The sequence below is a fragment of the Roseovarius sp. MMSF_3298 genome (assembly GCF_030733705.1).
GTDB lineage: Bacteria > Pseudomonadota > Alphaproteobacteria > Rhodobacterales > Rhodobacteraceae > Roseovarius > Roseovarius confluentis.
In genome coordinates this window covers 1-23,238 of sequence record NZ_JASHIN010000041.1, presented here as the reverse complement: position 1 = coordinate 23,238, position 23,238 = coordinate 1, and the positions used below count along the sequence as shown (strand labels likewise).

39 protein-coding genes are annotated in these 23,238 nt (G+C 62.3%); 32 read left to right on the top strand and 7 right to left on the bottom strand.

Going from position 1 to position 23,238, the window contains the following annotated elements:
* The first annotated feature begins 218 nt into the window (after positions 1–218).
* From rpsJ to rplP, 10 genes are all read left to right on the top strand, one after another.
* A complete protein-coding gene (gene rpsJ, locus RBB18_RS21740; RefSeq protein ID WP_103762134.1) occupies positions 219–533 on the top strand; it encodes a 30S ribosomal protein S10 in 315 nt (104 codons plus the stop codon).
* Between the two features lie 12 nt (positions 534–545).
* Positions 546–1,412, top strand: coding sequence for a 50S ribosomal protein L3 (gene rplC / locus RBB18_RS21735; RefSeq protein WP_103762135.1), 867 nt, complete (start codon positions 546–548; stop codon positions 1,410–1,412).
* Positions 1,409–2,026 carry a 50S ribosomal protein L4 gene (gene rplD / locus RBB18_RS21730; RefSeq protein WP_103762136.1) on the top strand — a complete coding sequence of 206 codons (618 nt, stop codon included), beginning with the start codon at positions 1,409–1,411 and terminating at the stop codon, positions 2,024–2,026. Before rplC ends, rplD begins: the two co-directional genes overlap by 4 nt.
* Entirely contained in the window at positions 2,023–2,319 is a 297-nt protein-coding gene (locus RBB18_RS21725) for a 50S ribosomal protein L23 (protein WP_103762137.1), read from the top strand. Before rplD ends, RBB18_RS21725 begins: the two co-directional genes overlap by 4 nt.
* Positions 2,320–2,602: 283 nt before the next feature.
* Entirely contained in the window at positions 2,603–2,809 is a 207-nt protein-coding gene (locus RBB18_RS21720) for a cold-shock protein (RefSeq protein ID WP_057794967.1), read from the top strand.
* A 282-nt stretch (positions 2,810–3,091) separates the two neighbouring features.
* The gene (rplB, locus tag RBB18_RS21715; protein WP_103762138.1) at positions 3,092–3,934 is read left to right on the top strand and encodes a 50S ribosomal protein L2; all 843 of its coding nucleotides are present in this window, start codon (positions 3,092–3,094) and stop codon (positions 3,932–3,934) included.
* A 3-nt stretch (positions 3,935–3,937) separates the two neighbouring features.
* Positions 3,938–4,216 (top strand): 30S ribosomal protein S19, encoded by a 279-nt coding sequence (rpsS, locus tag RBB18_RS21710; RefSeq protein WP_057794973.1) that lies wholly within the window; start codon positions 3,938–3,940, stop codon positions 4,214–4,216.
* A gap of 3 nt (positions 4,217–4,219) precedes the next feature.
* On the top strand, positions 4,220–4,600 hold the full coding sequence (gene rplV, locus RBB18_RS21705; protein ID WP_103762139.1) for a 50S ribosomal protein L22: 381 nt from the start codon (positions 4,220–4,222) through the stop codon (positions 4,598–4,600).
* On the top strand, positions 4,600–5,310 hold the full coding sequence (gene rpsC / locus RBB18_RS21700) for a 30S ribosomal protein S3 (RefSeq protein WP_103762140.1): 711 nt from the start codon (positions 4,600–4,602) through the stop codon (positions 5,308–5,310). The genes rplV and rpsC overlap by 1 nt, the downstream gene beginning before the upstream one ends.
* Positions 5,311–5,322: 12 nt before the next feature.
* Positions 5,323–5,736 carry a 50S ribosomal protein L16 gene (gene rplP, locus RBB18_RS21695; protein WP_103762141.1) on the top strand — a complete coding sequence of 138 codons (414 nt, stop codon included), beginning with the start codon at positions 5,323–5,325 and terminating at the stop codon, positions 5,734–5,736.
* A 179-nt stretch (positions 5,737–5,915) separates the two neighbouring features.
* Here the strand turns inward: rplP and RBB18_RS21690 are convergent, their stop codons facing one another.
* Positions 5,916–6,623, bottom strand: coding sequence for a hypothetical protein (locus RBB18_RS21690; RefSeq protein WP_103762142.1), 708 nt, complete (start codon positions 6,621–6,623; stop codon positions 5,916–5,918).
* 88 nt (positions 6,624–6,711) lie between these two features.
* Between RBB18_RS21690 and RBB18_RS21685 the strand changes: the two genes are divergently transcribed.
* A complete protein-coding gene (locus RBB18_RS21685; RefSeq protein ID WP_103762143.1) occupies positions 6,712–7,332 on the top strand; it encodes a 2OG-Fe(II) oxygenase family protein in 621 nt (206 codons plus the stop codon).
* Positions 7,333–7,363: 31 nt separating this feature from the next.
* Here the strand turns inward: RBB18_RS21685 and RBB18_RS21680 are convergent, their stop codons facing one another.
* Entirely contained in the window at positions 7,364–7,804 is a 441-nt protein-coding gene (locus RBB18_RS21680) for a GFA family protein (RefSeq protein ID WP_103762144.1), read from the bottom strand.
* 315 nt (positions 7,805–8,119) lie between these two features.
* Here RBB18_RS21680 and rpmC point away from each other — a divergent pair, with 315 nt between their 5' ends.
* The 11 genes from rpmC (at position 8,120) to rpmD (ending at position 12,454) form a co-directional block, all read left to right on the top strand.
* Positions 8,120–8,320 carry a 50S ribosomal protein L29 gene (gene rpmC, locus RBB18_RS21675; protein WP_057794983.1) on the top strand — a complete coding sequence of 67 codons (201 nt, stop codon included), beginning with the start codon at positions 8,120–8,122 and terminating at the stop codon, positions 8,318–8,320.
* Positions 8,321–8,331: 11 nt separating this feature from the next.
* Positions 8,332–8,562: a 30S ribosomal protein S17 gene (rpsQ, locus tag RBB18_RS21670; protein ID WP_103762145.1), complete on the top strand. Its 231-nt coding sequence runs from the start codon at positions 8,332–8,334 to the stop codon at positions 8,560–8,562.
* A gap of 80 nt (positions 8,563–8,642) precedes the next feature.
* The gene (gene rplN / locus RBB18_RS21665) at positions 8,643–9,011 is read left to right on the top strand and encodes a 50S ribosomal protein L14 (RefSeq protein WP_103762146.1); all 369 of its coding nucleotides are present in this window, start codon (positions 8,643–8,645) and stop codon (positions 9,009–9,011) included.
* A gap of 1 nt (position 9,012) precedes the next feature.
* A complete protein-coding gene (gene rplX / locus RBB18_RS21660; RefSeq protein ID WP_057794992.1) occupies positions 9,013–9,324 on the top strand; it encodes a 50S ribosomal protein L24 in 312 nt (103 codons plus the stop codon).
* Positions 9,317–9,880 (top strand): 50S ribosomal protein L5, encoded by a 564-nt coding sequence (gene rplE, locus RBB18_RS21655; protein WP_103762147.1) that lies wholly within the window; start codon positions 9,317–9,319, stop codon positions 9,878–9,880. The genes rplX and rplE overlap by 8 nt, the downstream gene beginning before the upstream one ends.
* Positions 9,881–9,898: 18 nt before the next feature.
* A complete protein-coding gene (gene rpsN / locus RBB18_RS21650; protein WP_103762148.1) occupies positions 9,899–10,204 on the top strand; it encodes a 30S ribosomal protein S14 in 306 nt (101 codons plus the stop codon).
* A gap of 13 nt (positions 10,205–10,217) precedes the next feature.
* A complete protein-coding gene (gene rpsH, locus RBB18_RS21645) occupies positions 10,218–10,610 on the top strand; it encodes a 30S ribosomal protein S8 (protein ID WP_103762149.1) in 393 nt (130 codons plus the stop codon).
* A 13-nt stretch (positions 10,611–10,623) separates the two neighbouring features.
* Entirely contained in the window at positions 10,624–11,157 is a 534-nt protein-coding gene (rplF, locus tag RBB18_RS21640) for a 50S ribosomal protein L6 (protein ID WP_103762150.1), read from the top strand.
* A 12-nt stretch (positions 11,158–11,169) separates the two neighbouring features.
* On the top strand, positions 11,170–11,529 hold the full coding sequence (gene rplR, locus RBB18_RS21635; RefSeq protein WP_103762151.1) for a 50S ribosomal protein L18: 360 nt from the start codon (positions 11,170–11,172) through the stop codon (positions 11,527–11,529).
* Positions 11,530–11,686: 157 nt separating this feature from the next.
* Entirely contained in the window at positions 11,687–12,262 is a 576-nt protein-coding gene (gene rpsE / locus RBB18_RS21630) for a 30S ribosomal protein S5 (RefSeq protein ID WP_103762152.1), read from the top strand.
* 3 nt (positions 12,263–12,265) lie between these two features.
* Positions 12,266–12,454, top strand: coding sequence for a 50S ribosomal protein L30 (gene rpmD / locus RBB18_RS21625; RefSeq protein ID WP_057795009.1), 189 nt, complete (start codon positions 12,266–12,268; stop codon positions 12,452–12,454).
* 234 nt (positions 12,455–12,688) lie between these two features.
* Here the strand turns inward: rpmD and RBB18_RS21620 are convergent, their stop codons facing one another.
* Complete coding sequence (locus RBB18_RS21620) at positions 12,689–13,402, bottom strand: vWA domain-containing protein (protein ID WP_306112451.1); 714 nt, start codon at positions 13,400–13,402, stop codon at positions 12,689–12,691.
* Between the two features lie 46 nt (positions 13,403–13,448).
* Here RBB18_RS21620 and RBB18_RS21615 point away from each other — a divergent pair, with 46 nt between their 5' ends.
* A complete protein-coding gene (locus RBB18_RS21615; protein WP_274592592.1) occupies positions 13,449–13,832 on the top strand; it encodes an ectoine synthase in 384 nt (127 codons plus the stop codon).
* Between the two features lie 9 nt (positions 13,833–13,841).
* On the opposite strand, the gene RBB18_RS21610 is transcribed toward RBB18_RS21615, so the two are convergent.
* Positions 13,842–14,447 carry a hypothetical protein gene (locus RBB18_RS21610; RefSeq protein WP_306112450.1) on the bottom strand — a complete coding sequence of 202 codons (606 nt, stop codon included), beginning with the start codon at positions 14,445–14,447 and terminating at the stop codon, positions 13,842–13,844.
* A gap of 422 nt (positions 14,448–14,869) precedes the next feature.
* Between RBB18_RS21610 and RBB18_RS21605 the strand changes: the two genes are divergently transcribed.
* The gene (locus tag RBB18_RS21605) at positions 14,870–15,913 is read left to right on the top strand and encodes a Hint domain-containing protein (RefSeq protein ID WP_306112449.1); all 1,044 of its coding nucleotides are present in this window, start codon (positions 14,870–14,872) and stop codon (positions 15,911–15,913) included.
* A gap of 53 nt (positions 15,914–15,966) precedes the next feature.
* Here the strand turns inward: RBB18_RS21605 and RBB18_RS21600 are convergent, their stop codons facing one another.
* A complete protein-coding gene (locus RBB18_RS21600) occupies positions 15,967–16,209 on the bottom strand; it encodes a hypothetical protein (protein ID WP_306112448.1) in 243 nt (80 codons plus the stop codon).
* 258 nt (positions 16,210–16,467) lie between these two features.
* Between RBB18_RS21600 and RBB18_RS21595 the strand changes: the two genes are divergently transcribed.
* The 8 genes from RBB18_RS21595 to rplQ all read left to right on the top strand — a co-directional run bounded on the left by RBB18_RS21595 (position 16,468) and on the right by rplQ (position 22,407).
* Complete coding sequence (locus RBB18_RS21595) at positions 16,468–16,911, top strand: response regulator (protein WP_306112447.1); 444 nt, start codon at positions 16,468–16,470, stop codon at positions 16,909–16,911.
* Positions 16,912–17,058: 147 nt separating this feature from the next.
* Entirely contained in the window at positions 17,059–17,532 is a 474-nt protein-coding gene (gene rplO / locus RBB18_RS21590; protein ID WP_103762158.1) for a 50S ribosomal protein L15, read from the top strand.
* A gap of 109 nt (positions 17,533–17,641) precedes the next feature.
* Positions 17,642–19,006: a preprotein translocase subunit SecY gene (secY, locus tag RBB18_RS21585; RefSeq protein WP_103762159.1), complete on the top strand. Its 1,365-nt coding sequence runs from the start codon at positions 17,642–17,644 to the stop codon at positions 19,004–19,006.
* Positions 19,003–19,647, top strand: coding sequence for an adenylate kinase (locus RBB18_RS21580; protein WP_274592588.1), 645 nt, complete (start codon positions 19,003–19,005; stop codon positions 19,645–19,647). Before secY ends, RBB18_RS21580 begins: the two co-directional genes overlap by 4 nt.
* Positions 19,648–19,908: 261 nt before the next feature.
* Positions 19,909–20,277 (top strand): 30S ribosomal protein S13, encoded by a 369-nt coding sequence (rpsM, locus tag RBB18_RS21575; protein WP_103762161.1) that lies wholly within the window; start codon positions 19,909–19,911, stop codon positions 20,275–20,277.
* 15 nt (positions 20,278–20,292) lie between these two features.
* A complete protein-coding gene (gene rpsK, locus RBB18_RS21570) occupies positions 20,293–20,682 on the top strand; it encodes a 30S ribosomal protein S11 (protein ID WP_007817184.1) in 390 nt (129 codons plus the stop codon).
* Positions 20,683–20,799: 117 nt separating this feature from the next.
* Entirely contained in the window at positions 20,800–21,816 is a 1,017-nt protein-coding gene (locus RBB18_RS21565; protein ID WP_057795023.1) for a DNA-directed RNA polymerase subunit alpha, read from the top strand.
* 168 nt (positions 21,817–21,984) lie between these two features.
* Positions 21,985–22,407 carry a 50S ribosomal protein L17 gene (rplQ, locus tag RBB18_RS21560; protein ID WP_306112446.1) on the top strand — a complete coding sequence of 141 codons (423 nt, stop codon included), beginning with the start codon at positions 21,985–21,987 and terminating at the stop codon, positions 22,405–22,407.
* A 77-nt stretch (positions 22,408–22,484) separates the two neighbouring features.
* Here the strand turns inward: rplQ and RBB18_RS21555 are convergent, their stop codons facing one another.
* A complete protein-coding gene (locus RBB18_RS21555) occupies positions 22,485–22,940 on the bottom strand; it encodes a host attachment family protein (RefSeq protein WP_103762163.1) in 456 nt (151 codons plus the stop codon).
* Entirely contained in the window at positions 22,933–23,178 is a 246-nt protein-coding gene (locus tag RBB18_RS21550) for a hypothetical protein (protein WP_103762164.1), read from the bottom strand. Before RBB18_RS21550 ends, RBB18_RS21555 begins: the two co-directional genes overlap by 8 nt.
* Positions 23,179–23,238 lie beyond the last annotated feature (60 nt).

Below are 23,238 nucleotides of genomic sequence, written 5' to 3'. Positions count from 1 at the left end.
CTTCGCCATCCGCGAAGGCGGCCGCACCGTCGGCGCCGGCGTCGTGTCGAAGATCGTCGAGTGATCTGAGGCAAAGCGTCATCCCGGGCGCAACCCGGGGTGATACAGAATATCCGGGTGCTGACCTAGGTCGGCACCCGGCCCCACTTTAGGCGCGAAGAAGGGCGGCAATTCCGCTTCTCTTCCTCTCCGCTGGAACCCTGTTAGGGATAAGAAAAATGGCCGTAGCTAGCCAAAACATCCGTATCCGCCTGAAGGCGTTCGACTACCGTGTGCTGGACGCCAGCACGCAGGAGATCGTGAACACCGCCAAGCGGACCGGCGCAGACGTACGCGGGCCCATCCCGCTGCCGAACAAGATCGAGAAATTCACCGTTCTGCGTGGCCCCCACGTGAACAAGAAATCGCGCGATCAGTTCGAGATCCGGACGCACAAGCGTCTCTTGGACATCGTTGATCCCACGCCCCAGACCGTCGACGCGCTGATGAAGCTCGACCTGGCTGCCGGCGTGGACGTGCAAATCTCGGTTTAAGGAGGGCAGGACATGTTGCGCTCTGGTGTAATCGCAAAGAAAGTCGGCATGACCCGGCTTTTCATGGAAGACGGCAAGCAGGTTCCTGTGACCGTTCTTCAACTGGACAAACTGCAGGTCGTCGCCCAGCGTACGCCCGAAGAGCACGGCTATGCCGCTGTTCAGCTGGGTGCAGGGACCGCCAAGGCGAAACGGACGTCGAAGGCCTTGCGTGGCCACTTCGCCGTCGCCAAGGTGGAACCCAAGCGCAAGGTCGCGGAATTCCGCGTGGCGCCCGAGAACATGATCGACGTGGGCGAGGAAATCACCGCGAACCACTATTTCGAAGGTCAGTTCGTGGACGTTTCCGGCACCTCGATCGGTAAAGGCTTTGCCGGTGCGATGAAGCGGCACAACTTCGGCGGTCTGCGGGCCAGCCACGGTGTGTCGATCAGCCACCGCTCGCATGGCTCCACCGGCCAGTGTCAGGACCCCGGCAAGGTGTTCAAGGGCAAGAAAATGGCCGGTCACATGGGCGCCGCCCGCGTGACGACGCAGAACCTGCAAGTGGTGAAAACCGACGCCGACCGTGGCCTGATCATGGTCAAGGGCGCGGTTCCCGGCTCCAAGGGTGGCTGGGTGACGATCAAGGACGCGGTGAAGAAGCCGTTCCCGGAAAGCGCCATCCTGCCCGCCGCTCTGAAATCGGCCGCGGCCGAAGCAGAGAAAGCCGCTGAAGAAGCCGCAGCCGCCGCAGCCGCGGAGGCCGAGGCCGAAGCACAGCGCCTGGCCGAAGAGCAGGCAGCCCAGGAAGCGGCCGCCCTGCAGGAAGCCGAAGCCGAAATCGAGGCCGACAAGTCCGATGATGCCGGCGAAGAGAAGAAGGACGGTGAGGAATGAAACTCGACGTGATCAAACTGGACGGCGGCAAGGCCGGTTCGGTCGAGCTCTCGGGCGAGATCTTCGATCTCGATCCGCGTGCCGACATCCTGCACCGTGTCGTCCGCTGGCAGCGCAACAAGGCGCAGCAGGGCACCCACAAGGTCAAGACCCGGTCCGAGACCAGCTATTCGACCAAGAAGATCTACCGCCAGAAGGGCACCGGCGGCGCACGCCACGGTGACCGCAATGCGCCGATCTTCCGTAAGGGCGGCATCTACAAGGGTCCGGTCCCGCGCAGCCACGCGCATGACCTGCCCAAGAAGGTGCGTCAGCTGGGCCTGAAACACGCGCTGTCGGCCAAGGCCAAGGCGGGTGAGCTGGTCGTGATCGAGGCCGCCGAAGGTGCCGCCAAGACCAAGGAACTGGCCAAGCAGGTCAAGGACCTGGGCTGGAAGCGCGCACTGATCATCGACGGCGCCGAGGTGAACGAGGGCTTTGCCCGCGCCGCGGCCAACATCGACGGTCTGGACGTGCTGCCCAGCATGGGCGCGAACGTATACGACATCCTCAAGCGCGACACGCTCGTGCTGACCAAGGCGGGTGTCGAAGCACTGGAGGCTCGGTTGAAATGAGCGCGAAAGCAGAACATTACGATGTGATCCGCAAGCCGGTGATCACCGAGAAGGCCACGATGGCGTCGGAAGCGAACGCCGTTGTCTTCGAGGTGGCGATGGACGCCGCGAAACCCCAGATCAAGGAGGCCGTCGAGGCGCTCTTTGGTGTGAAGGTGAAAGCGGTCAACACGTCCATCACCAAGGGTAAGCAGAAGCGGTTCCGTGGCATCATGGGCCGCCGCAAGGACGTCAAGAAAGCTTACGTGACGCTCGAAGAGGGCAACACGATCGATGTGACGACCGGCCTCTGAGCCATGGTGGGTTGAAAACCCACCCTACGAGATTGGCCCCCGTCGAGAGATCGGCGGGGGTTTTCCGTTTGGCGCGCCGCGGCGTTTTATCGCCTTAAATCAGTGCGCGGACATGGGACTCCAGTGATTTTCATTGACGTGAATCACCTGAGCGCCCATATGGGCAGTGCTACGTTACTACCTATCGACCCTTTCTCCTTTACGGCGACTGGCTTTCGATCTTGTCATGACGCCGCCAAGCTGCCGCATACTGCGGGCAGCAACATCTAAAGGAGACACGGAAATGGCCAACGGCACCGTGAAATGGTTCAACACCACCAAAGGCTACGGCTTTATCGCACCGGAATCGGGCGGCAAGGACGTCTTCGTTCACATCTCGGCCGTCGAGCGTTCGGGCCTGACCGGCCTGGCCGACGATCAGAAGGTCACCTATGACCTGGAATCCGGCCGTGACGGACGCGAAAGCGCCGTCAACATCGCGCTGGCATAAGGCGCCTGGCGGCAACACCGCCGGCCTTTGAAAATCGTGAACCCCGGGCGCAGGCGTGGCCGGGGTTTTTCTTTGGGGGAAAGGCTTGACCCGAGGGGTGGTCTTTCGTAAACGACCCCATCCGCAAGGCCCCGGATTCGTCCGGGGCTTTGCCGTTGTTCGCAAGAACACCTGAACCGGGCACCTAAGGGGGCCTATAACCACGGTGGGTTCGAAACCCACCCTACATAGGTGGAGCTGGACATTCCGGTTTCGCCGTTTGCTAAACGGAAGACAGAAAGCATGGCACTCAAGTCGTACAAGCCGACGACGCCGGGCCAGCGCGGGCTGGTGCTGATCGACCGTTCGGAGCTGTGGAAAGGACGTCCCGTCAAAGCCCTCACCGAGGGTCTGACGAAATCGGGCGGCCGGAACAACACCGGGCGGATTACCTCGCGTCGTCGCGGGGGTGGCGCCAAACGCCTTTACCGGATCGTTGATTTCAAACGCAACAAGATCGACGTGGCCGCAACCGTCGAGCGGATCGAATACGACCCGAACCGGACGGCCTTTATCGCGCTGATCAAATACGAAGATGGCGAACAAGCCTACATCCTTGCGCCGCAGCGCCTGGCCGTGGGTGACAGCGTCGTCGCCTCGCCGAAGGCCGACATCAAGCCCGGCAACGCGATGCCGTTCCAGGGCATGCCGATCGGCACGATCGTTCACAACATCGAGCTGAAGCCCGGCAAGGGCGGCCAGATCGCACGTGCCGCCGGCACATATGCCCAGTTCGTGGGCCGCGACGGTGGCTATGCCCAGATCCGGCTGTCCTCGGGCGAGCTGCGCATGGTGCGTCAGGAGTGCATGGCGACCGTTGGTGCCGTGTCGAACCCCGACAACAGCAACCAGAACTACGGCAAGGCCGGCCGCATGCGCCACAAGGGCATTCGCCCGTCCGTGCGTGGTGTCGTCATGAACCCGATCGACCACCCCCATGGTGGTGGTGAGGGCCGGACCTCGGGTGGTCGTCACCCGGTGACGCCCTGGGGCAAGCCGACGAAGGGTGCGCGCACCCGTAACAAGAACAAGGCGTCGCAGAAGCTGATCATCCGCTCGCGTCACGCCAGGAAGAAGGGCCGTTAACACATGAGCCGCTCTGTATGGAAAGGCCCCTTCGTCGATGCCTACGTCCTGAAAAAGGCCGAAGCATCGCGCGAGTCGGGGCGCAACGAAGTCATCAAGATCTGGTCGCGCCGTTCGACGATCCTGCCCCAGTTCGTGGGCCTGACGTTTGGCGTGTACAATGGTCACAAGCATATCCCCGTCAACGTGTCGGAAGATATGATCGGTCAGAAATTCGGTGAATACGCGCCGACCCGTACCTATTACGGGCACGCCGCCGATAAAAAAGCGAAGCGGAAGTAAGTCATGGGCAAGGAAAAGAACCCCCGCCGCGTGGCTGACAACGAAGCGATGGCAAAACTGCGCATGCTTCGCACCAGCCCGCAGAAACTCAACCTGGTGGCCGCGATGATCCGTGGCAAGAAGGTGGACAAGGCGCTGAACGATCTGACCTTCTCGAAGAAGCGGATCGCGCAGGACGTGAAGAAATGTCTTCAGTCCGCCGTGGCCAACGCCGAGAACAACCACAACCTGGATGTCGACGATCTGATCGTGGCCGAGGCCTATGTGGGCAAGAACCTGATCATGAAACGCGGTCGCCCGCGTGCGCGTGGACGGTTCGGCCGCATTCTGAAGCCGTTCTCAGAGATCACCATCAAGGTGCGTGAAGTCGAGGAGCAAGCCTAATGGGTAACAAAGTCAATCCGATCGGCATGCGCCTGCAGGTGAACCGCACCTGGGACAGCCGCTGGTACGCCGACACCAAGGATTACGGTGATCTTCTGCTGGAAGACATCGCGATCCGTGATTTCATCAAGAAAGAGTGCAAGCAGGCCGGCATCAGCCGCGTGATCATCGAGCGTCCGCACAAGAAGTGCCGCGTTACGGTGCACACCGCGCGCCCCGGCGTGATCATCGGCAAGAAAGGCGCCGATATCGAGACCCTGCGCAAGAAGCTGGCGGCGATGACCGACAGCGAACTGCACCTGAACATCGTCGAGGTTCGCAAGCCGGAACTGGACGCGGCCCTGGTGGGTGAAAGCATCGCCCAGCAGCTTGAGCGTCGTGTGTCGTTCCGCCGCGCGATGAAACGTGCCGTGCAGAACGCCATGCGCATGGGGGCCCTGGGTATCCGGGTCAACGTCGCGGGCCGCCTGGGCGGTGCCGAGATCGCACGGACCGAATGGTACCGCGAGGGCCGGGTTCCGCTGCACACGCTGCGTGCCGACATCGATTACGCCAATATCGAGGCCAGCACACCCTACGGGATCATCGGCATCAAGGTCTGGATCTTCAAGGGCGAGATCATGGAACATGATCCGGCAGCCCGGGATCGCAAGGCGCAGGAACTTCAGGACGGCCCGGCACCTCGTGGTGCTGGTGGCGGCCGCCGCTGAGGAGGATGAGAAATGCTTCAACCAAAGCGCACTAAATTCCGTAAGATGTTCAAGGGCCGGATCAAGGGCGAGGCCAAGGGCGGCTCTGATCTGAACTTTGGCACTTACGGCCTGAAAGCGACCACGCCCGAGCGCGTGACCGCCCGTCAGATCGAGGCAGCCCGTCGTGCCATGACGCGTCACATGAAGCGTCAGGGCCGCGTCTGGATCCGGATCTTCCCGGACACGCCCGTGACCTCCAAACCCGTCGAAGTTCGGATGGGTAAAGGTAAGGGCTCGGTCGATTTCTGGGCCTGCAAGGTCAAGCCCGGCCGCGTGATGTTCGAGATCGACGGTGTCGGTGAGGCAGTTGCCATGGAGGCCCTGCGCCTCGCGGCGATGAAGCTGCCGGTCAAGACCCGCGTCGTGGTCCGCGAGGATTGGTAATCCAATCCTCACGAGTGCGGGAAAGCGATTGACGCAGTCACTTGCAGCCGCACCGCGGTAGAGAAAAAACACCCCCGTCGAGAGATCGGCGGGGGTTTCCATTTGGCAGGTATGGTGGGTTTCACCCACCCTACGGGAGGTCCCGGGTCAGGCCCGGGACGGGGGGGCGCGATGTGATATCACCCGCCCAGTATGCCGCGCACCTGGTGCGCGTAGGCCTCGTAGGTCATCGTCGCCTTGTTTCCCGCGACCCCGTCGTAATAGCTGCGGCCCGAGGGGATGGGCAGGCCGGCCCAGATCTTGGCGAGGTTCAGCATGAACGTGTCCACGGTCATTTCGCCCGCCTTGACCTTCATCAGCCCTGCGTCCCCCAGCAGCAGGTCGGCAAGCCGGTCCTGCACCGCAGGGCTGAACCGGGCGCTGGCGGGCAGATCGAGGCGCGCGGCGGAGTGGCGCAGCGTCGGTGGGATAAACTGGTACCGGCCGATGGCGTGGGGCTGGTCGGGGGTGGCCTCGATCCAGTCGTAGATGTCCTGCAGGGTCATGTCGGTGGGGCGGCGCGGTGGCTTGACGCGCGCGCCGTGCTGGACCGCATCATAGCCCGCGCGCCCGGCCTCGGCCCGCGCGATCAGGTCGCGCAGACGGGTGGCCTTGGTCCCGCCGTGGCGCAGGGGCGCATCGAGGCGGCCGGGCAGGGCGGCGAAGAGACCGCCGTCGGCCCTGTCGACAAAGAGGCTGGCGGAGGATAGGGCATCACGGGTGTCCGTTTGCATCGAGAAAAGCGGCTGACGCGCGGCGAAGAGGCTGCCGGTGGCTGGGTCCGCCGTAACGGGGCCGGCAAGGCCCAGGCCGACGCAGAGGCCGGACGCCGCGATGGTTCGGTTCATGCTTGCCCCCTTCTTGTGCTGGTGGCGTTATGGGGCAAAGACCTGAAGAAATCCTTGCCTTCGGCAGGACGCGCGATAAGACGCGGGCATGGCTGATATCAAATCTCTCTTCGTGACCCGCCTTTACCGTGCCGCCCTGTCGGAGCAGGGCCCCCGCATTGACCCGGATGAAATGGAGGCGTCGTGCTATGCCATCGCCGAAGATGACGAGGCGGGGCAGGAATGGTGCGAGGAGAACGGGTATCCGGGCTATACGTCCTATGCCTCGCTGACCGACCTGCCGTGGCGATTTCCGATTTTCGCGGACCTCGTCAAATCGCTGGATGCGCATGTGGCGGCTTTTGCGGAAGACCTGGAGTTCGACCTGGACGGGCGGGAACTGAAGCTGGAAGATATCTGGATCAACATCCTGCCCGAGGGCGGGACGCATTCGTCGCATCTGCACCCGCATTCGGTGATTTCCGGGACGACCTACGTGGCGATGCCGGACGGCGCCAGCGCGTTGAAGCTGGAAGACCCGCGTTCCGCCCGGATGATGGCGGCGCCCGGGCGAAAGAAGGACGCGCGGGAAGAGTTGCGGACCTTCATCTATGCCAAACCCAATGTGGGCGACGTGCTGCTTTGGGAAAGCTGGCTGCGGCACGAGGTGCCGATGAACATGTCCGAGGATGAACGGATCAGCGTGAGTTTCAACTACGCCTGGGGGTAGGCCCCGCCGATCGCGCGGCAGGGCCAGACAGTCAGGCCGCAGGCTGCGGCCAGCTGAATTCCGGTCGCAGGCCGTCATAGACGGGGCGGCCATCGTCGGGCTTGGCGTAGCCTTTGCTTTCGTCCCAGAACGCGTGATACGTCGCATCAGGGAAGGCCGCGTCGTCATAGCCCATGACGTTGGGCACGGCCACGCGGATACGCTTTTGCTTGTCATCCAGCATCAGCGCGGCGCCGCAATCGGCGCAGGTGCAGAGCTCCAGCGGGCCGTCGGGGTTGTCGGCGTTGAAGGGCTGGCGCTTCATCTCGCCGCCCTCGGCCTTGAGGTCGCCCCAGTTGAAGAAGGCCACGTGGGTCGTGTGCTGACCGGTGACGTTCTTGCAGACGTTGCAATGGCACTCGTGGTTGTCGATCGGTTCGGCGCTGGCGGTCACCTTGACGTGATCGCAGCCTCCTGAATACGGGCTGGACATAATATTCTCCTCCTCTGTTGTCCGGCGCAGGTGTTGCGCCGCGTGCACATCTCACGCTTTGAGAGGCCGACCTGACAAGTTAGACATAGGTGTCACGTGGAACTGTCGGCGCGGTCGGTTTGGCAGCGCGAAGCCGTTTCCGCAATTGTGTCAAACTTTCCCTTGCCCTGATGGGGAACCTCCCTTATACGGCCCCAATCCACGGGTCCCCGCGTTTCGCGGGGATTCGTTTTTGACATTCATCCACCGGGGAAACCGTGTGACCCTGAGCCATCGAGCAGGGGCCGGCCGGTGTTTTGAGAAGGGACGATGGCCATGAACGCCACCGAATTGCGTGACAAGACGCCGGACCAGCTTCGCGAGGAGTTGTCCAACCTGAAGAAAGAGCAGTTCAACCTGCGCTTTCAGGCAGCGACAGGGTCGCTGGAAAACCCTGCGCGGATCAGAACGGTCCGTCGCGATGTGGCACGTGTGAAAACCGTGCTGAACGAAAAAGCCGCCTCGGCTGCTGAATAAGGAGAGCCACCATGCCCAAGCGCATCCTGCAAGGCGTCGTGACCTCCGACGCAAACGCCCAGACCGTCACCGTTTCGGTCGAGCGTCGCTTCAAGCACCCGGTGCTGCAAAAGACCATTCGTAAGTCCAAGAAGTACCGGGCTCACGATGAGAAGAACGCTTTCAAGGTCGGTGACTCTGTTCGCATCATCGAATGTGCGCCGAAATCGAAAACGAAACGCTGGGAGGTTCTTGAGGCCTAGGCCAAAGAACCTTTCGGTTTGATCGAAACCATGGGGCCAAGACGCCGGAAAGGCTGACCCCTTAGGTCGGGAGAAACCTAATGATCCAGATGCAGACCAATCTGGATGTTGCTGACAACTCCGGCGCACGCCGGGTGCAGTGCATCAAGGTCCTGGGTGGTTCCAAGCGCAAATATGCGTCCGTGGGCGACATCATCGTCGTCTCGGTGAAGGAAGCCATCCCGCGCGGCCGCGTGAAGAAAGGTGACGTTCGCAAGGCCGTCGTCGTGCGCACCGCCAAAGAGATCCGCCGTGAAGACGGCACCGCCATCCGCTTTGACCGCAACGCCGCCGTGATCCTGAACAACGCAGGTGAGCCGGTGGGCACGCGTATCTTCGGACCGGTGGTTCGTGAACTTCGCGCGAAGAACTTCATGAAGATCATTTCGCTCGCCCCGGAGGTGCTGTGACATGGCTGCCAAACTGAAAAAAGGCGACAAGGTCGTCGTCCTGTCCGGCAAGGACAAGGGCAAGGAAGGCACGATCACGTCTGTCGATCCCAAGGCCGGCAAGGCCGTTGTCGATGGTGTGAACATGGCCATCCGCCACACCCGCCAGAGCCAGCAAAGCCAGGGCGGACGCCTGCCCAAGGCGCTGCCGATCGACATCAGTAACCTGGCCTTTGTCGACGCCAACGGCAAACCCACCCGCGTCGGCTTCAAGATGGAAGGCGACAAGAAGGTGCGTTACGCCAAGACCACGGGGGACGTGATCGATGCTTGATACTGAAAATTACACCCCGCGTCTGCGCCAACAGTTCCGCGACACCATCAAGGCGGCGCTGAAGGAAGAGTTCGGCTATACCAACGACATGCAGATCCCGCGCCTGGACAAGATCGTCCTGAACATCGGCTGCGGCGCCGAAGCGGTGAAGGATTCCAAGAAGGCCAAGTCGGCCCAGGAAGACCTGTCCACCATCGCCGGCCAGCACGCCGTTATCACGACGGCCAAGAACTCGATCGCCGGGTTCCGGGTGCGTGAAGGCATGCCACTGGGCGCCAAGGTGACCCTGCGCGGCAATCGCATGTACGAATTCCTTGACCGTCTGATCACCGTGGCGATGCCGCGGATCCGCGACTTCCGCGGTGTGTCGGGCAAGTCGTTCGATGGCAACGGCAACTATGCCATGGGCATCAAGGAGCACATCGTTTTCCCCGAAATCAACTTCGACAAGGTCGACGAAGTCTGGGGCATCGATGTCATCATCGCAACCACGGCGCCGACCGACGCTGAAGCCAAGGCGCTGTTGAAGCACTTCAACATGCCCTTCAACAGCTAATCGCGAGGAATTTGAAACATGGCTAAGAAAGCAATGATCGAACGCGAGAAGAAGCGTCAGCGCCTGGTGAAGCAATACGCCGCCAAGCGGGCCGCTTTGAAAGAGATCATCAACGACCAGGAAAAGCCTATGGAAGACCGCTTCCGGGCCTCCCTGAAACTGGCGCAACTGCCGCGCAACAGCTCGGCCACCCGCCTGCATAACCGCTGCCAGCTGACCGGCCGGCCGCATGCCTATTACCGCAAGCTGAAGATCAGCCGGATCGCCCTGCGCGACCTTGGCTCGTCGGGTCAGCTGCCCGGTATGGTCAAGTCGAGCTGGTAAGGAGGGATATGAGATGAACGATCCTATCGGCGATATGCTCACCCGCCTGCGGAACGCAGGTATGCGTGGCAAGTCCACCGTCATGGTCCCCGCCTCCAAGATGCGCGTGCGCGTTCTGGATGTGCTGGCCGACGAAGGCTACATCCGTGGTTACGAGAGCGCCACGGACGACAAGGGCCACCCGGCCCTTGAAGTGAGCCTGAAGTATTTCGAAGGCGCCCCCGTGATCCGCGAGATGAAGCGGGTCTCCAAGCCCGGCCGCCGGGTTTACATGGGCGTCAATGACATCCCGTCGGTCCGTCAGGGCCTGGGCGTGTCGATTGTCTCCACCTCCAAGGGTGTGATGTCGGACGCGAACGCGCGCAGCCAGAACGTTGGCGGCGAAGTGCTTTGCACGGTATTCTAAGGAGGCCTGTGTAATGTCTCGTATCGGTAAACAACCCGTGGCCCTGCCCGATGGCGTTTCCGCCACCGTTTCGGGCCAGACCATCGAGGTCAAAGGCCCCAAGGCGACCAAAAGCTTCACGGCGACCGACGACGTGTCGATCGAAGTGGGCGAAGGCGCCATCACGGTGACGCCGCGCGGCAAGTCCAAGCGCGCCCGTCAGCAGTGGGGCATGACCCGCACCATCGTCGCCAACCTGGTGCACGGCTCGCGCGAGCCGTTCAAGCAGGAGCTGGAGATCCGCGGCGTGGGCTACCGGGCTCAGATGCAGGGTAACATCCTGAAGCTGAACCTGGGCCTGAGCCACGATGTGGATTTCGAAGTTCCGGAAGGTGTGACTGTCACCGCGCCCAAGCCCACCGAACTGGTGGTCGAAGGCCATGACAAGCAGCTCGTCGGTCAGGTCGCGGCCAATATCCGCGACTGGCGGCGCCCCGAGCCCTACAAGGGCAAGGGCATCCGCTACAAGGGCGAGTACATCTTCCAGAAGGAAGGCAAGAAGAAGTAAGGACGCGAGAAAATGGCAAACAGCAAGAGACAACTGTTCCAGAAACGCCGTATGCGCGTCCGGAGCAAACTTCGCAAGGTCAATGCCGGCCGCCCCCGTCTTTCGGTGCACCGTTCGTCCAAGAACATGAGCGTGCAGCTGATCGACGACGTGAACGGCACGACCCTGGCCTCGGCCTCGACCCTGGAAAAGGATCTGGGCTTTGTCGGCAAGAACACGTTGGAAGCGGCGGCCAAGATCGGCGCGACCATCGCGGAACGCGCCAAGAAGGCAGGCGTGACCGAGGCGCAGTTCGACCGTGGTGGGTTCCTCTTCCACGGCCGGATCAAGGCGCTGGCCGATGCCGCCCGTGAGGGTGGCCTGAAGATCTAGGTGGGGTGAAATCCCACCCTACGTGGTTTGCGTAGGGTGGGGCTTTGACCCACCACAACGTTGCAGGCGGGTGAATCGCCTCGATGATCCGGACGCCCCATGGGCGGACTTGGATTGATACATCAAAGGGCAAAGGCCCGCAGAAAGGACGCCGCGTATGGCAAGAGATGACAATCGCCGTGGGGGTCGCGATCGCGACGAAACCCCGGAATTCGCCGATCGCCTGGTTGCGATCAACCGTGTTTCGAAAACCGTGAAGGGTGGTAAGCGCTTCGGCTTTGCCGCGCTCGTCGTCGTGGGCGACCAGAAGGGCCGTGTCGGCTTCGGCAAGGGCAAGGCCAAGGAGGTCCCCGAGGCCATCCGCAAGGCCACCGAGCAGGCCAAGCGCCAGATGATCCGCGTGCCGCTGCGCGAAGGCCGCACGCTGCACCACGACATGGAAGGTCGCTGGGGCGCCGGCAAGGTCGTCATGCGCACCGCGCCGACCGGTACCGGTATCATCGCCGGTGGTCCGATGCGGGCCGTGTTCGAGATGCTGGGCGTTCAGGACGTTGTCGCGAAGTCGACGGGCTCGCAGAACCCCTACAACATGATCCGTGCGACCCTGAACGGCCTGCAGAAAGAGACCAGCCCGCGCATGGTCGCACAGCGTCGCGGCAAGAAGGTCGCCGACATCCTGCCCAAGCGTGACGAGGCCCCGGCCGAGTCGTCCCACGTCGCAGAGGAGGCGTAACCCATGGCAAAGACCATCGTCGTCAAGCAGGTGGGCTCGCCCATCCGCCGCCCCGAGATCCAGCGCAAGACGCTGATCGGGCTGGGCCTGAACAAGATGCACCGGACCCGTGAGCTGGAAGACACGCCGTCGGTCCGTGGCATGATCAACAAGATCCCGCACCTTGTGGAGATCGTTGAAGAGAAGGGTTGAGGCCACGGTGGGTTTTCACCCACCCTACGAGCCCGGTGGGGTGAAACCCCACCCTACGGAATTGACGCCCCGGTCAGAGATGGCCGGGGTGTTTTCGTTTCGACGATATTAACCTTTGTTGAGACAAGGTTAATACGTGTTGTTTTTTGTAGGTCGTGCTTTGGATACGGCAAGCCTTTGCCGGGGAAATGAAACAGTACCGAAATTGACGAACCCTTGACGTCGCGGTCCGCGCTAACCAATCAGCGCGCACCCCAAGGTCTTGCGCAGCGCCTCGGTCAACTCGTCAACCGTATCGGTCGCCACATACATGCCCCCGGTCCGGTCCGAGATGCAGCGGGCGATGGAGGAGCCATCGGTGTAGATCCCGGCCTCGGGGCTGTCCCAGGCGAAAGGGTCGGCCACGACGCGGAAGCCGATGACATGCACGGTGAGGTTGGCGGAGGTGGCGGCAAGTTCGGCCCCGAGCGCGCAGGGTCGGCCGCCGCAGGTTTCGTTGCCGTCGGTCACCAGCACGACGATACCCGGAGTGGTGGTGTGGTTCAGGACGCGGGCGGCCTCGGCCACGGCTTCGGTCAGGGGCGTCAGGCCGGCCGGGTCCATCAGGTCAATGGCGTCGATGATGGGTTGGGCCGCGTCCGTGACAGGCGGGAATTTCAGGTTGATGCCATCGCAGGAGCCTTCGGGGCCGGGGCCATAGGCCAGAAGGCCTACGCGGCGCACCGGCGCGATCTGGGGCAGGGCGCGGCGCAGGGCGGTGCGGGCGTCCTCGATCCGGGTGGGGGCGGTCTGATCGAATCCGAGTTCGGCCATGGAGGCCGAGCCGTCAAAGACCAGCATCGCGTCACGGCTGCAGTCCTGCGCCACGGCCCGCGGCACCGCGGGCAGCGCACAGGTCAGTGCGGTAAGCGTTGTCAGCAGGACGCGTTTCATATTCAGATGAGACATCGCGGCGGGTCTGAAATCAAGACTGGCCCTTTTAAGGAGACACAAGATGTTCGTTAAGACGTTGGAAGAGGTTATCGGGACGGAGGACCACGCCAAGGGCGAGGCCTTTGAAAGCAGGCGGCTTTTGCTGGCCCGGGACGATCTGGGCTATTCGTTTCACGACACGATCGTGAAGGCCGGAACCGTGCAGTTGCTGGAATACAAGGACCACATCGAGACCAATTACTGCATCGAGGGGAAGGGCGAGGTGGAGAACGAGACCACCGGCGAAGTGTGGCCGCTGGAGCCCGGCGTGATGTACGTGCTGGACCAGAACGATCCGCATATCGTGCGGGCGGAAACCAACCTGCGGTTCATCTGCATTTTCACGCCTGCCCTGACGGGACGGGAAGATCAGAACAAGGCAGAGGCGGCGCCGGATCCGGCGTGATGATGCGCGTCAATCACACAGGCGCGTATAGCTTTCGCGGGTGAAGTCGTAGCGCGAATTGATGCCATAGGGTGACGTGTAACCGTCCGACGTTCCAGTCGGTTCGCAGGCGTCATCGCCCAGGCGACAGTTGGGACGGATCTCGGTGCGGGAGACCTGGCAAAACACCTGTTCTTGGGTGCGAGGGGCCGCCGCTGTGTTCTGATCGAGGTCCATTTCGGTGAGGTCGACAAGGTGGCCTGCCTTGCGCCCGATACCACGCGTTTCAAATGTGAGCGGAGTTTCGAGGTGGAGTGTCTTCTGGCCGGCGAAGCGTTCCTCGGCGCTGTGCCAGACCGTTCCGTAATCGAAGCGCAGGCGATAGGTTCCGGGCGGCACGAGAACGCGGAAGAAGACGCCGCCGCGGATATAGGCGGCAAGCGCTTCGGTGTCGGTTTCGTTGTCTGTCAGCGTGACGATATAGTCCGCGCCGGGCGGGCTTTTGACCTGCAAAGGAAAGGTGAGGGGCAGGCCGGTGCGGTTCCACATCAGGCCGGGATCGGGCCGTCCGTCAGCAGCGCGGGCGGTGCCGGACAAAAGGCAGACAAGAGCGATGAGGGTAAGAACGGCGCGCATGGGATGAATGTAGGTGCGGGCGGCCGGAAGGGCAAAGGTTGCGTGGTGACTCGAACGTTAATGCCGCGAATACAGCGAAACCCACGTCGGTATTGCGTCGGTATTCCCATCGGTATCGCGACGGTGCCGGTGTCGGCCCCCGACCGATTAACGGACAGCGCGCTGCCCGTGGCGCCATTTGCCGCGTCGCGCCACGCTGGCTGCGGATTTCAGCAGTGTGCCGTGGCAAAAACTCGGCCCCATCTCGGGATCGTGGTCGAAGGCCTGTAATTGCCGCAGATGCACCGGCGCTCCGCCAGACGCATTTCTCGATAACCGGGCTTTAAAGCCAATGCCCTAGAAATTCACATGGCGATCGGGGATTGAGCCAGACCCGCATTTCGCGGTGACGCTGGGCCGCCTCGTGCAAAGGCAAACGGGCAATGGCGAGCATATATGACCTGCTCGAGGTCACGAGCATCAGTGCGAACACGACCTATTCGGAGGAGAATGGGAACCTGCTTGGCGTGGTCGACGGCGCCAGCGGCACGGAACTGGACGACGGGGAATTCGACGAGGGCGACCTGATCTCGATTGGCGGGACGACCTATACCATCGATCTGATCCAGGAGCCGTCATCGTCAGGCAGTCTCCTGCTGGGTGACGGCAGCACGCGCAGCTTTGGCCCGCAAAACGAAGACAATCTGGATGTGATGTTCCTGACCGTGTCGAACGGGGGCACGACGCGGTATTTCATCCTGCCCAACGACAGTTATGGCGACCTGACCGTTCAGTCGGTGACGACCGGCGGGATCACCGATGTGGCCGGCAACGACGCGGCGGTGATCGGGACAACGGATGACGAGGTGAACGTGGTGTGTTTCGCCGCCGGGACGATGATCGCGGTGGCGGAGGGTGGCGCCCGGCCGATCGAGACGCTGGCGCCAGGGGATCTGGTGCTGACCGCCGATCACGGGCCGCGCCCGGTGCGCTGGCTCGAGCATCACGCGATCAACGCCGCGTCGCTGGCGCGAAACTCGCACGTGCGCCCGATCCGCATATCCGCCGGGGCGCTGGGGCAGGGCCTGCCCGACGCGCCGCTGGTGGTGTCGCCGCAGCATCGCATCCTTGTCAGATCGAAAATCGCGCAGCGGATGTTCGGCCAGTCCGAAGTGCTGTTGCCGGCGAAATTCCTGCGGGGCGTGACGGGGGTAGAGACGGACCCGCGCGACGGAGGTGTGGACTATTACCACGTGGTGATGGACCGGCACGAGGTGCTGTTCGCCAACGGTGTCGGCGCCGAGAGCCTCTATCGCGGGCAGGAAGCGATGAAGACGTTGCGCAGCGCGCAAAGCGCGGCGCTTGCAATGCTGGGTGCCAGTCGGACCGCGGCAAGGGGCGACGTTCCCGCGCGGCTGTTTGCGCAGGGCGGACGGGGCCGGCGGCTTGTGGAGCGGCATCTGAAGAATGCGCGCGCATTCGCTTGAGAGAACTCGGTATTTGAGCGGGGGTATGGTGGGTTTTCCCCCAACCTACGGGACTATTCGCCGGAGGAGGGTTTGCCGCGGTCGGCGGAGATCACGCCGAAATCCTTGGAGGCCGAACCGCCACCTGCGACACTGAAATACCCTTCGGCGGCCAATCCGCGCTTGAGCAACTCGCGCACGGCCGCCGCCCGGCTGGGCATGTGGGCCTTGAACCGCCAGTCGTCGAGCGCCTTGAGCTCGTCGTCCGAGATCATGACTTGTAATCTTTCCAAGCGTTTGGAGTTGGAATCGGGCATCCTTCGATCCTTCCGAGATCTCGAATGCTTACTTAGGCCTATACTCAGCTTTGTCAAGCTGAGTGTGTTACTCAAGTTGAGCAGTATTTGCATTTTACTCTACTTGAGGAATGTTGTCATATTAAGGCAATGAAATCATTAGTAAATTTTCGGAATATGGTTATATGCTGCCTTATGAAGGCACATTCCGAAAATGAAGTTCAAAGTTTAGTTTCCCATCCGGACGCGCAGGCGGGCCGGGGCGATGATCTTGATTTGATGCAGCCGGACGCTGAAAGCGACGGCAGCATCGCAACCGTCGCCGCGACACCGGTCGCGCCCGGCCATGGCGTGCTGCGGCGGGTCCTGGTGGTCGAGGACGACCCGTTGATCGGCGAGGACATCGCGTGCACGCTGGACGAATGCGGGTTCAGCGTGGTTGGCCGGGTTCAGACGCTGAGCGATGCGCTGCGGTTTGTGCAAGATCGTTCCGGGCAGTTGGACTGCGTCGTGCTGGATATCGACCTTGGCGGGCAAAGTTGCCAACCGTTGGTGGCGTCGCTGGAGGCGCGAAAGGTGCCCTATGCGCTGGTCACGGCCCACAGCCCGGACGTGGTACACGAACTTGGTTTCCGAGCGCCCGTAATCGAAAAGCCATTCCAGACGGCGCACTTGTCGATGCAGCTTTCGGGGCTGTTTTCGCAAGAGCGGGCAGAGGCCTGACGCGGGCGGGGACATCGCCCCTTGATCGGCCGGCACAACGGGTCTATACGCCCCCGGTGGTCAGACATGACCCGATTCACATGAACCAAGACATGCCGTGGTTGGCCCTATCGCTTCGGGGGTCACATCCGGCTTAGGAGAAGCGACATGAAACTGAATGAACTGCGCGACAACGAAGGCGCGACCAAACGCAAGAAACGTATCGGACGTGGCCCTGGCTCTGGCATGGGCAAGACCGGTGGCCGTGGTATCAAGGGTCAGAAATCCCGTTCGGGCGTGGCGATCAACGGCTATGAAGGCGGCCAGATGCCGCTGTATCAACGGCTGCCCAAGCGCGGCTTCAACAAGCCCAACCGCAAGAAATTCGCCGTCGTGAACCTGGGTATGATCCAGAAATTCGTCGACGCCAAGAAGATCGACGCAGGGTCCACCATCACCGAGGACACGCTGGTTGAAAGCGGCCTGGTGCGCCGCAAGCTGGACGGTGTGCGCATCCTGGCGAAGGGTGAAGTGACGGCGAAGCTGACGCTGGACGTCACTGGCGCATCGAAATCGGCAGTCGACGCGGTCGAGAAAGCCGGTGGTTCGCTGAACGTGGCGAGCGCAAAGGCGGCTGAATAAGAGGTTGTGAGCGGGCGTCTCGCCCCTTACATACACCCCTAGTTTTCCTTATAAACGCCGCCTGGCCGGAAAACGGCCTAGGCGGCGTTTGCATAAAAAAGAGATCCGCATGGTATCTGCAGCAGAACAAATGGCGGCGAACACGAGCTGGTCCGCCCTGGGCAAGGCCACCGAGCTTCGCAAGCGCATCTTCTTCACCATCGGCCTGCTTATCGTCTACCGGATCGGGACCTATATCCCGGTGCCGGGCATTGACGGGGCAGAGCTGCGCAACTTCATGGAAGGCGCGGCATCGTCGATCGGCGGGATGCTGTCGATGTTCACCGGCGGGGCGCTGGGACGGATGGGTGTCTTCGCGCTGGGGATCATGCCCTATATCTCGGCCTCGATCATCGTGCAGCTGATGACGGCCATGGTGCCGGCATTGGAGCAGCTGAAGAAAGAGGGCGAGCAGGGGCGCAAGAAGATCAACCAGTACACGCGCTATGGCACGGTGTTCCTGGCCACGCTGCAATCCTATGGTCTGGCCGCGTCGTTGCAGGCGGGGGATCTGGCCTCGAACCCCGGGTTCTTCTTTATCGCAAGCTGCATGATCACGCTGGTCGGGGGCACGATGTTCCTGATGTGGCTGGGTGAGCAGATCACCGCGCGGGGCGTGGGCAACGGCATCTCGCTGATCATTTTCGTGGGCATCATCGCCGAGGTGCCCGCCGCGCTGGCACAGTTCTTTGCCAGCGGCCGGTCGGGCGCGATCAGCCCGGCGGTGATCATCGGCGTGATCGTGATGGTCGTGGCGACGATCGCCTTCGTGGTGTTCATGGAGCGGTCCTTGCGCAAGATCCACATCCAGTATCCGCGCCGCCAGGTGGGCATGAAGGTCTACGACGGCGGGTCGAGCCACCTGCCGGTCAAGGTGAACCCGGCGGGTGTGATCCCGGCGATCTTTGCGTCGTCGCTGCTGCTGTTGCCGGCCACGGTCAGCACCTTTTCGGGCAGCGATACCGGCCCGTTCATGTCGACCCTGCTGGCCTATTTCGGGCCCGGGCAGCCGCTCTACCTGGTGTTCTTCACGGTGATGATCGTGTTCTTCGCCTATTTCTATACCTACAACGTGGCGTTCAAGCCCGATGACGTGGCCGACAATCTGAAAAACCAGAACGGCTTTGTTCCCGGCATCCGCCCCGGCAAGAAGACGGCGGAATACCTGGAATACGTGGTGACGCGGATCCTGGTACTGGGCTCGGCTTACCTTGCGGCAGTTTGTCTCCTCCCGGAAATCCTGCGTGGACAGTTTTCCATACCTTTCTATTTTGGCGGCACTTCGGTCCTCATCGTGGTATCGGTGACCATGGACACGATCCAGCAGGTCCAGTCGCATCTTCTGGCGCACCAGTACGAGGGCCTGATCGAAAAGTCGCAGTTGAGCGGCAAGGGCCGTAAACGGTCGCGCAGAAAAGGGACAGGACGTCGATGAATATCATACTTCTCGGACCGCCGGGGGCCGGTAAAGGTACGCAAGCACATATCCTGGTCGAAGAGCGGGGCATGACCCAGCTGTCGACGGGCGACATGCTGCGAGAGGCCAAGGACAGCGGCACCGAGATGGGCAAGGTCGTGGCCGACGTGATGGCCCGCGGCGAGCTTGTGACGGACGAGATCGTGATCGGCCTCATTCGCGAGAAGATCAACGGCGAGAATGGCGGCGGTTTCATCTTCGACGGCTTCCCCCGGACGCTGGCACAGGCCGACGCGCTGGCGGAACTGCTGGCCGAGACAGGCCAGACCCTCGATGCGGTCGTGGAGATGCGGGTGGATGACGAGGCGCTGGTGCAGCGCATCACGGCACGCTCGACCTGTGGCGGGTGCGGCGCGGTCTATAACGACATCACCAAGCCGTGGCCCGCGGATGGCAAATGTGCCAATTGCGGCTCGACGGACGTAAAGCGCCGGGCGGACGACAACGAGGACAGCCTCAAGCAGCGGCTGATGGAGTACTACAAGAAGACCTCGCCGCTGATCGGGTATTACTATGCCAAGGGCGATCTGGAGACGATCGACGGGCTGGGCGAGATCGACGAGGTCAAGGCCCGCATCGCGGGCGCGTTGGAAGGCTGAACGCCGCCTGTGCGCCCGTGCCGAATGGCCTTTAAACCTTGAGGTTTTGCCGATATGCACAATTCTCTTGACAGAGGGTTGACGCCTCGGGCGTTTGCTTCTAGACGACACCATCTCTGACGAGAACATGATTCCCGCGCGGGTCGCGCCCGCCCGAGAATCGATCACCTGAATTCAGCTGCGGCCCGGAGCAATCGCCTCGGGCCTACGTTGTGAAAAAAGGGTCTGGAGCTACGGACCCGCAACGAAAGGACATGACACGTGGCACGTATCGCCGGCGTTAACATCCCGACCCACAAACGGGTCCCGATCGCCCTGACCTACATCACCGGAATCGGCCAATCCTCGGCCAAGGCCATCTGCGAGGCCGTCAATATCGACCTGACCCGCCGGGTCAACGAGCTGAGCGACACCGAAGTGGTCGCCATGCGCGAGCATATCGACGCCAACTACATGGTCGAAGGCGACCTGCGCCGCGAAGTGCAGATGAACGTCAAGCGCCTGATGGACCTTGGTTGCTATCGCGGCCTGCGCCACCGCCGGAACCTGCCGGTTCGAGGACAGCGCACCCATACCAACGCACGCACGCGCAAAGGCCCCGCGAAGGCCATTGCCGGCAAGAAGAAGTAAGGGAGGGCTGACAGAATGGCACGAGATACCCGCCGGACCAAGAAGAAGGTCTCCAAGAACATTGCCACGGGCGTGGCGCATGTGAACAGCTCGTTCAACAACACCAAGATCCTGATCTCGGACGTGCAGGGCAACGCGATCGCGTGGTCCTCGGCCGGCACGATGGGCTTCAAGGGGTCGCGCAAGTCGACGCCCTATGCCGCCCAGATGGCCGCCGAAGATGCCGGCCGCAAGGCGCAGGAACATGGCATGAAGACGCTGGAAGTCGAAGTGCAGGGGCCCGGGTCGGGTCGCGAAAGCGCGCTGCGCGCCCTGGCTGCCGTCGGCTTCAACATCACGTCGATCCGCGACGTGACGCCGATTGCCCACAATGGTTGCCGCCCGCCGAAGCGTCGCCGGGTCTAAGACCGATTTTCTGGGTGGGGCCGCGTGAAATTTCACGGCCCCATTCCGTTATTTTGAAACCTCGAGCGTCTCGGAGGCCTATGGACATGGGGCCGGGGACAAGGATGGAGGGACCGCATGATCCATAAGAACTGGGCAGAATTGATCAAGCCGACGCAGCTTGAGGTGAAGCCGGGCAACGACCCGCTGCGCCAGGCGACCGTCGTGGCCGAACCGCTGGAGCGTGGCTTTGGCCTGACGATGGGCAACGCGCTGCGCCGCGTGCTGCTGTCGAGCCTTCAGGGTGCGGCGATTACCAGCGTGCAGATCGACAACGTGCTGCACGAGTTTTCCAGCATTGCCGGTGTCCGTGAAGACGTGACAGATGTGGTGCTGAACCTCAAGGGTGTCGCAATCCGCATGGAAGTCGAAGGGCCCAAGCGCCTGTCGATCTCGGCCAAGGGGCCGGGCGTTGTGACCGCGGGTGACATTGCCGACAGCGCGGGCATCGAGATCCTGAACAAGGAACATGTGATCTGCCACCTCGACGAGGGCGCGGACCTGTTCATGGAACTGACGGTGAACCAGGGCAAGGGCTATGTCGCCGCCGACAAGAACAAGCCGGAAGACGCGCCGATTGGCCTGATTGCCATCGACGCGATCTATTCGCCGGTGGTGAAGGTCAGCTATGACGTGCAGCCCACGCGCGAAGGCCAGGTCCTGGACTATGACAAGCTGACGATGAAGCTGACGACCGATGGCTCGCTGACGCCGGAAGACGCCGTGGCCTTTGCCGCGCGTATCCTGCAGGATCAGCTGTCGATCTTCGTGAACTTCGAAGAGCCGGAATCGGCGCAGCGCCAGGACGACGACGACGGCCTGGAGTTCAACCCGCTGCTGCTGAAGAAAGTGGACGAGCTGGAACTGTCGGTGCGGTCGGCGAACTGCCTGAAGAACGACAACATCGTCTATATCGGCGACCTCATCCAGAAGACCGAAGCCGAGATGCTGCGCACGCCGAACTTTGGCCGCAAGTCGCTGAACGAGATCAAGGAAGTACTGTCGGGCATGGGCCTGCACCTTGGCATGGATGTCGAGGACTGGCCGCCGGACAACATCGAGGACCTGGCGAAGAAGTTCGAGGACCAGTTTTAAGAAGGTGGGGTGAAACCCCACCCTACGGGTTGCCCGCCCTAGGGCGGACAACTTTCGGGTGACGCGCCACTTTCCAAGCGACGCTTACCCCAAGGAGAGCCGGTGACACGCATCGCCGGCCGGACAAAGCAAAACCGCCCGTAGAGGGCAACAAACGGAGTAAGAAACATGCGTCACGCACGAGGCTATCGCCGCCTGAACCGCACCCACGAGCACCGCAAGGCGCTGTGGGCGAACATGGCCGGCTCGCTGATTGAACACGAACAGATCAAGACCACCCTGCCGAAAGCCAAGGAGCTGAAGCGGGTCGTCGAGAAGCTGGTCACGCTGGGCAAGCGCGGGGACGTCCACGCCCGCCGCCAGGCCGCCGCCCAACTGAAGCAGGACATGCATGTCGCCAAGCTGTTCGACGTGCTGGGCCCGCGCTACAAGGAGCGCCAGGGCGGGTACGTCCGCGTTTTGAAGGCGGGTTTCCGTTACGGTGACATGGCGCCGATGGCTATCATCGAATTCGTCGAGCGCGACCGCGACGCCAAGGGGGCCGCCGACAAGGCCCGCGTCGCCACCGAGGACATGGACGGCGAGGCGTAAGCCCCGTTCATCTCGTCTGGAAACAGAAACGCCGCCGGAAATATCCGGCGGCGTTTTTCGTTCCGGGGCGCGGGCGATCAGGCGCCTTCGAGCTCTTTCTTGACCAGCTTTTCGATCTCGTCGACGGGATGCCCCGCGAGGTTCTTGGGGATCTCGCTGACCACTTTCGCCGTGACCTCCTTGTGCATGTCGTCGCGCAGGTGGCCCAGCACCTTGGGCGCGGCGACGAGGATCAGGCGGTCGTATTCACCCTTGTGCGCGGCCTGGTAGAGCAGATCGGACAGGTCGGCGGCGAAGCGTTCCTTTTGCAGCTCGTGCCAGTCGGTGTCGTCCATCGCGGACAACTGCCCGACCCCGGTGTCCTGCATCCGGCCGGGGCGGTTGGCCGATTGCTCGATATCCGAGGGATTTTCCTGCTCCTCGGTATCCATGACCTCGAGGTTGGGATCCTGATGGTCGGTGAGGTTGCGCAGGAAAAGCGCCTTTTCGCTGTCGGTCACAACGACCCAGGTCCCTTGCTTGAGTTCAGTCATCGCGTTTCTCCTTGCCGGTGCCGTGATGGCCGCCGAGATTGCCTTCGCCCTTTTCGTCTTCCTTGGTGACGCGGGTTGCGCCGGCGTCGTCATTGGTCGCGCGTTTGAGCGAGTCGCGCGTGCCGACCTTGCGTTCCAGATTGCCGTCGGCGCGGCCTTGCTGGTCGGGGGTGGGGACGTCTTCGACGAACTCTTCGGTTTCGCTTTTGCCGTCCTTGGATCTGTATCTCTCTGCCATGGTGGTACCTCCTGTCAGGAAAACGCCTTGTGGGGCGGGGGGTTCCATCGGGCGGTGCGG

Excerpts from the sequence above, each read along its gene's own strand:
- rpsQ (WP_103762145.1), top strand. The coding sequence starts at position 8,332 with ATGCCCAAGCGCATCCTGCAAGGCGTCGTGACCTCCGACGCAAACGCC.
- rpsN (WP_103762148.1), top strand. The coding sequence starts at position 9,899 with ATGGCTAAGAAAGCAATGATCGAACGCGAGAAGAAGCGTCAGCGCCTG.
- rplQ (WP_306112446.1), top strand. The coding sequence starts at position 21,985 with ATGCGTCACGCACGAGGCTATCGCCGCCTGAACCGCACCCACGAGCAC.
- RBB18_RS21690 (WP_103762142.1), bottom strand. The coding sequence starts at position 6,623 with ATGAACCGAACCATCGCGGCGTCCGGCCTCTGCGTCGGCCTGGGCCTT.
- rplX (WP_057794992.1), top strand. The coding sequence starts at position 9,013 with ATGGCTGCCAAACTGAAAAAAGGCGACAAGGTCGTCGTCCTGTCCGGC.
- rpsH (WP_103762149.1), top strand. The coding sequence starts at position 10,218 with ATGAACGATCCTATCGGCGATATGCTCACCCGCCTGCGGAACGCAGGT.
- rpsC (WP_103762140.1), top strand. The coding sequence starts at position 4,600 with ATGGGTAACAAAGTCAATCCGATCGGCATGCGCCTGCAGGTGAACCGC.
- RBB18_RS21600 (WP_306112448.1), bottom strand. The coding sequence starts at position 16,209 with ATGCCCGATTCCAACTCCAAACGCTTGGAAAGATTACAAGTCATGATC.
- rplR (WP_103762151.1), top strand. The coding sequence starts at position 11,170 with ATGGCAAACAGCAAGAGACAACTGTTCCAGAAACGCCGTATGCGCGTC.
- RBB18_RS21610 (WP_306112450.1), bottom strand. The coding sequence starts at position 14,447 with ATGCGCGCCGTTCTTACCCTCATCGCTCTTGTCTGCCTTTTGTCCGGC.
- rplC (WP_103762135.1), top strand. The coding sequence starts at position 546 with ATGTTGCGCTCTGGTGTAATCGCAAAGAAAGTCGGCATGACCCGGCTT.
- RBB18_RS21605 (WP_306112449.1), top strand. The coding sequence starts at position 14,870 with ATGGCGAGCATATATGACCTGCTCGAGGTCACGAGCATCAGTGCGAAC.
- rpsE (WP_103762152.1), top strand. The coding sequence starts at position 11,687 with ATGGCAAGAGATGACAATCGCCGTGGGGGTCGCGATCGCGACGAAACC.
- RBB18_RS21580 (WP_274592588.1), top strand. The coding sequence starts at position 19,003 with ATGAATATCATACTTCTCGGACCGCCGGGGGCCGGTAAAGGTACGCAA.
- RBB18_RS21620 (WP_306112451.1), bottom strand. The coding sequence starts at position 13,402 with ATGTCTCATCTGAATATGAAACGCGTCCTGCTGACAACGCTTACCGCA.
- rplV (WP_103762139.1), top strand. The coding sequence starts at position 4,220 with ATGGGCAAGGAAAAGAACCCCCGCCGCGTGGCTGACAACGAAGCGATG.
- rplB (WP_103762138.1), top strand. The coding sequence starts at position 3,092 with ATGGCACTCAAGTCGTACAAGCCGACGACGCCGGGCCAGCGCGGGCTG.
- rplN (WP_103762146.1), top strand. The coding sequence starts at position 8,643 with ATGATCCAGATGCAGACCAATCTGGATGTTGCTGACAACTCCGGCGCA.
- rpsK (WP_007817184.1), top strand. The coding sequence starts at position 20,293 with ATGGCACGAGATACCCGCCGGACCAAGAAGAAGGTCTCCAAGAACATT.
- RBB18_RS21725 (WP_103762137.1), top strand. The coding sequence starts at position 2,023 with ATGAGCGCGAAAGCAGAACATTACGATGTGATCCGCAAGCCGGTGATC.
- secY (WP_103762159.1), top strand. The coding sequence starts at position 17,642 with ATGGTATCTGCAGCAGAACAAATGGCGGCGAACACGAGCTGGTCCGCC.
- RBB18_RS21720 (WP_057794967.1), top strand. The coding sequence starts at position 2,603 with ATGGCCAACGGCACCGTGAAATGGTTCAACACCACCAAAGGCTACGGC.
- RBB18_RS21565 (WP_057795023.1), top strand. The coding sequence starts at position 20,800 with ATGATCCATAAGAACTGGGCAGAATTGATCAAGCCGACGCAGCTTGAG.
- rpsS (WP_057794973.1), top strand. The coding sequence starts at position 3,938 with ATGAGCCGCTCTGTATGGAAAGGCCCCTTCGTCGATGCCTACGTCCTG.
- RBB18_RS21680 (WP_103762144.1), bottom strand. The coding sequence starts at position 7,804 with ATGTCCAGCCCGTATTCAGGAGGCTGCGATCACGTCAAGGTGACCGCC.
- rpmD (WP_057795009.1), top strand. The coding sequence starts at position 12,266 with ATGGCAAAGACCATCGTCGTCAAGCAGGTGGGCTCGCCCATCCGCCGC.
- rpmC (WP_057794983.1), top strand. The coding sequence starts at position 8,120 with ATGAACGCCACCGAATTGCGTGACAAGACGCCGGACCAGCTTCGCGAG.
- RBB18_RS21595 (WP_306112447.1), top strand. The coding sequence starts at position 16,468 with ATGCAGCCGGACGCTGAAAGCGACGGCAGCATCGCAACCGTCGCCGCG.
- RBB18_RS21555 (WP_103762163.1), bottom strand. The coding sequence starts at position 22,940 with ATGACTGAACTCAAGCAAGGGACCTGGGTCGTTGTGACCGACAGCGAA.
- rplE (WP_103762147.1), top strand. The coding sequence starts at position 9,317 with ATGCTTGATACTGAAAATTACACCCCGCGTCTGCGCCAACAGTTCCGC.
- RBB18_RS21550 (WP_103762164.1), bottom strand. The coding sequence starts at position 23,178 with ATGGCAGAGAGATACAGATCCAAGGACGGCAAAAGCGAAACCGAAGAG.
- rplO (WP_103762158.1), top strand. The coding sequence starts at position 17,059 with ATGAAACTGAATGAACTGCGCGACAACGAAGGCGCGACCAAACGCAAG.
- rplD (WP_103762136.1), top strand. The coding sequence starts at position 1,409 with ATGAAACTCGACGTGATCAAACTGGACGGCGGCAAGGCCGGTTCGGTC.
- RBB18_RS21685 (WP_103762143.1), top strand. The coding sequence starts at position 6,712 with ATGGCTGATATCAAATCTCTCTTCGTGACCCGCCTTTACCGTGCCGCC.
- RBB18_RS21615 (WP_274592592.1), top strand. The coding sequence starts at position 13,449 with ATGTTCGTTAAGACGTTGGAAGAGGTTATCGGGACGGAGGACCACGCC.
- rpsJ (WP_103762134.1), top strand. The coding sequence starts at position 219 with ATGGCCGTAGCTAGCCAAAACATCCGTATCCGCCTGAAGGCGTTCGAC.
- rplF (WP_103762150.1), top strand. The coding sequence starts at position 10,624 with ATGTCTCGTATCGGTAAACAACCCGTGGCCCTGCCCGATGGCGTTTCC.
- rplP (WP_103762141.1), top strand. The coding sequence starts at position 5,323 with ATGCTTCAACCAAAGCGCACTAAATTCCGTAAGATGTTCAAGGGCCGG.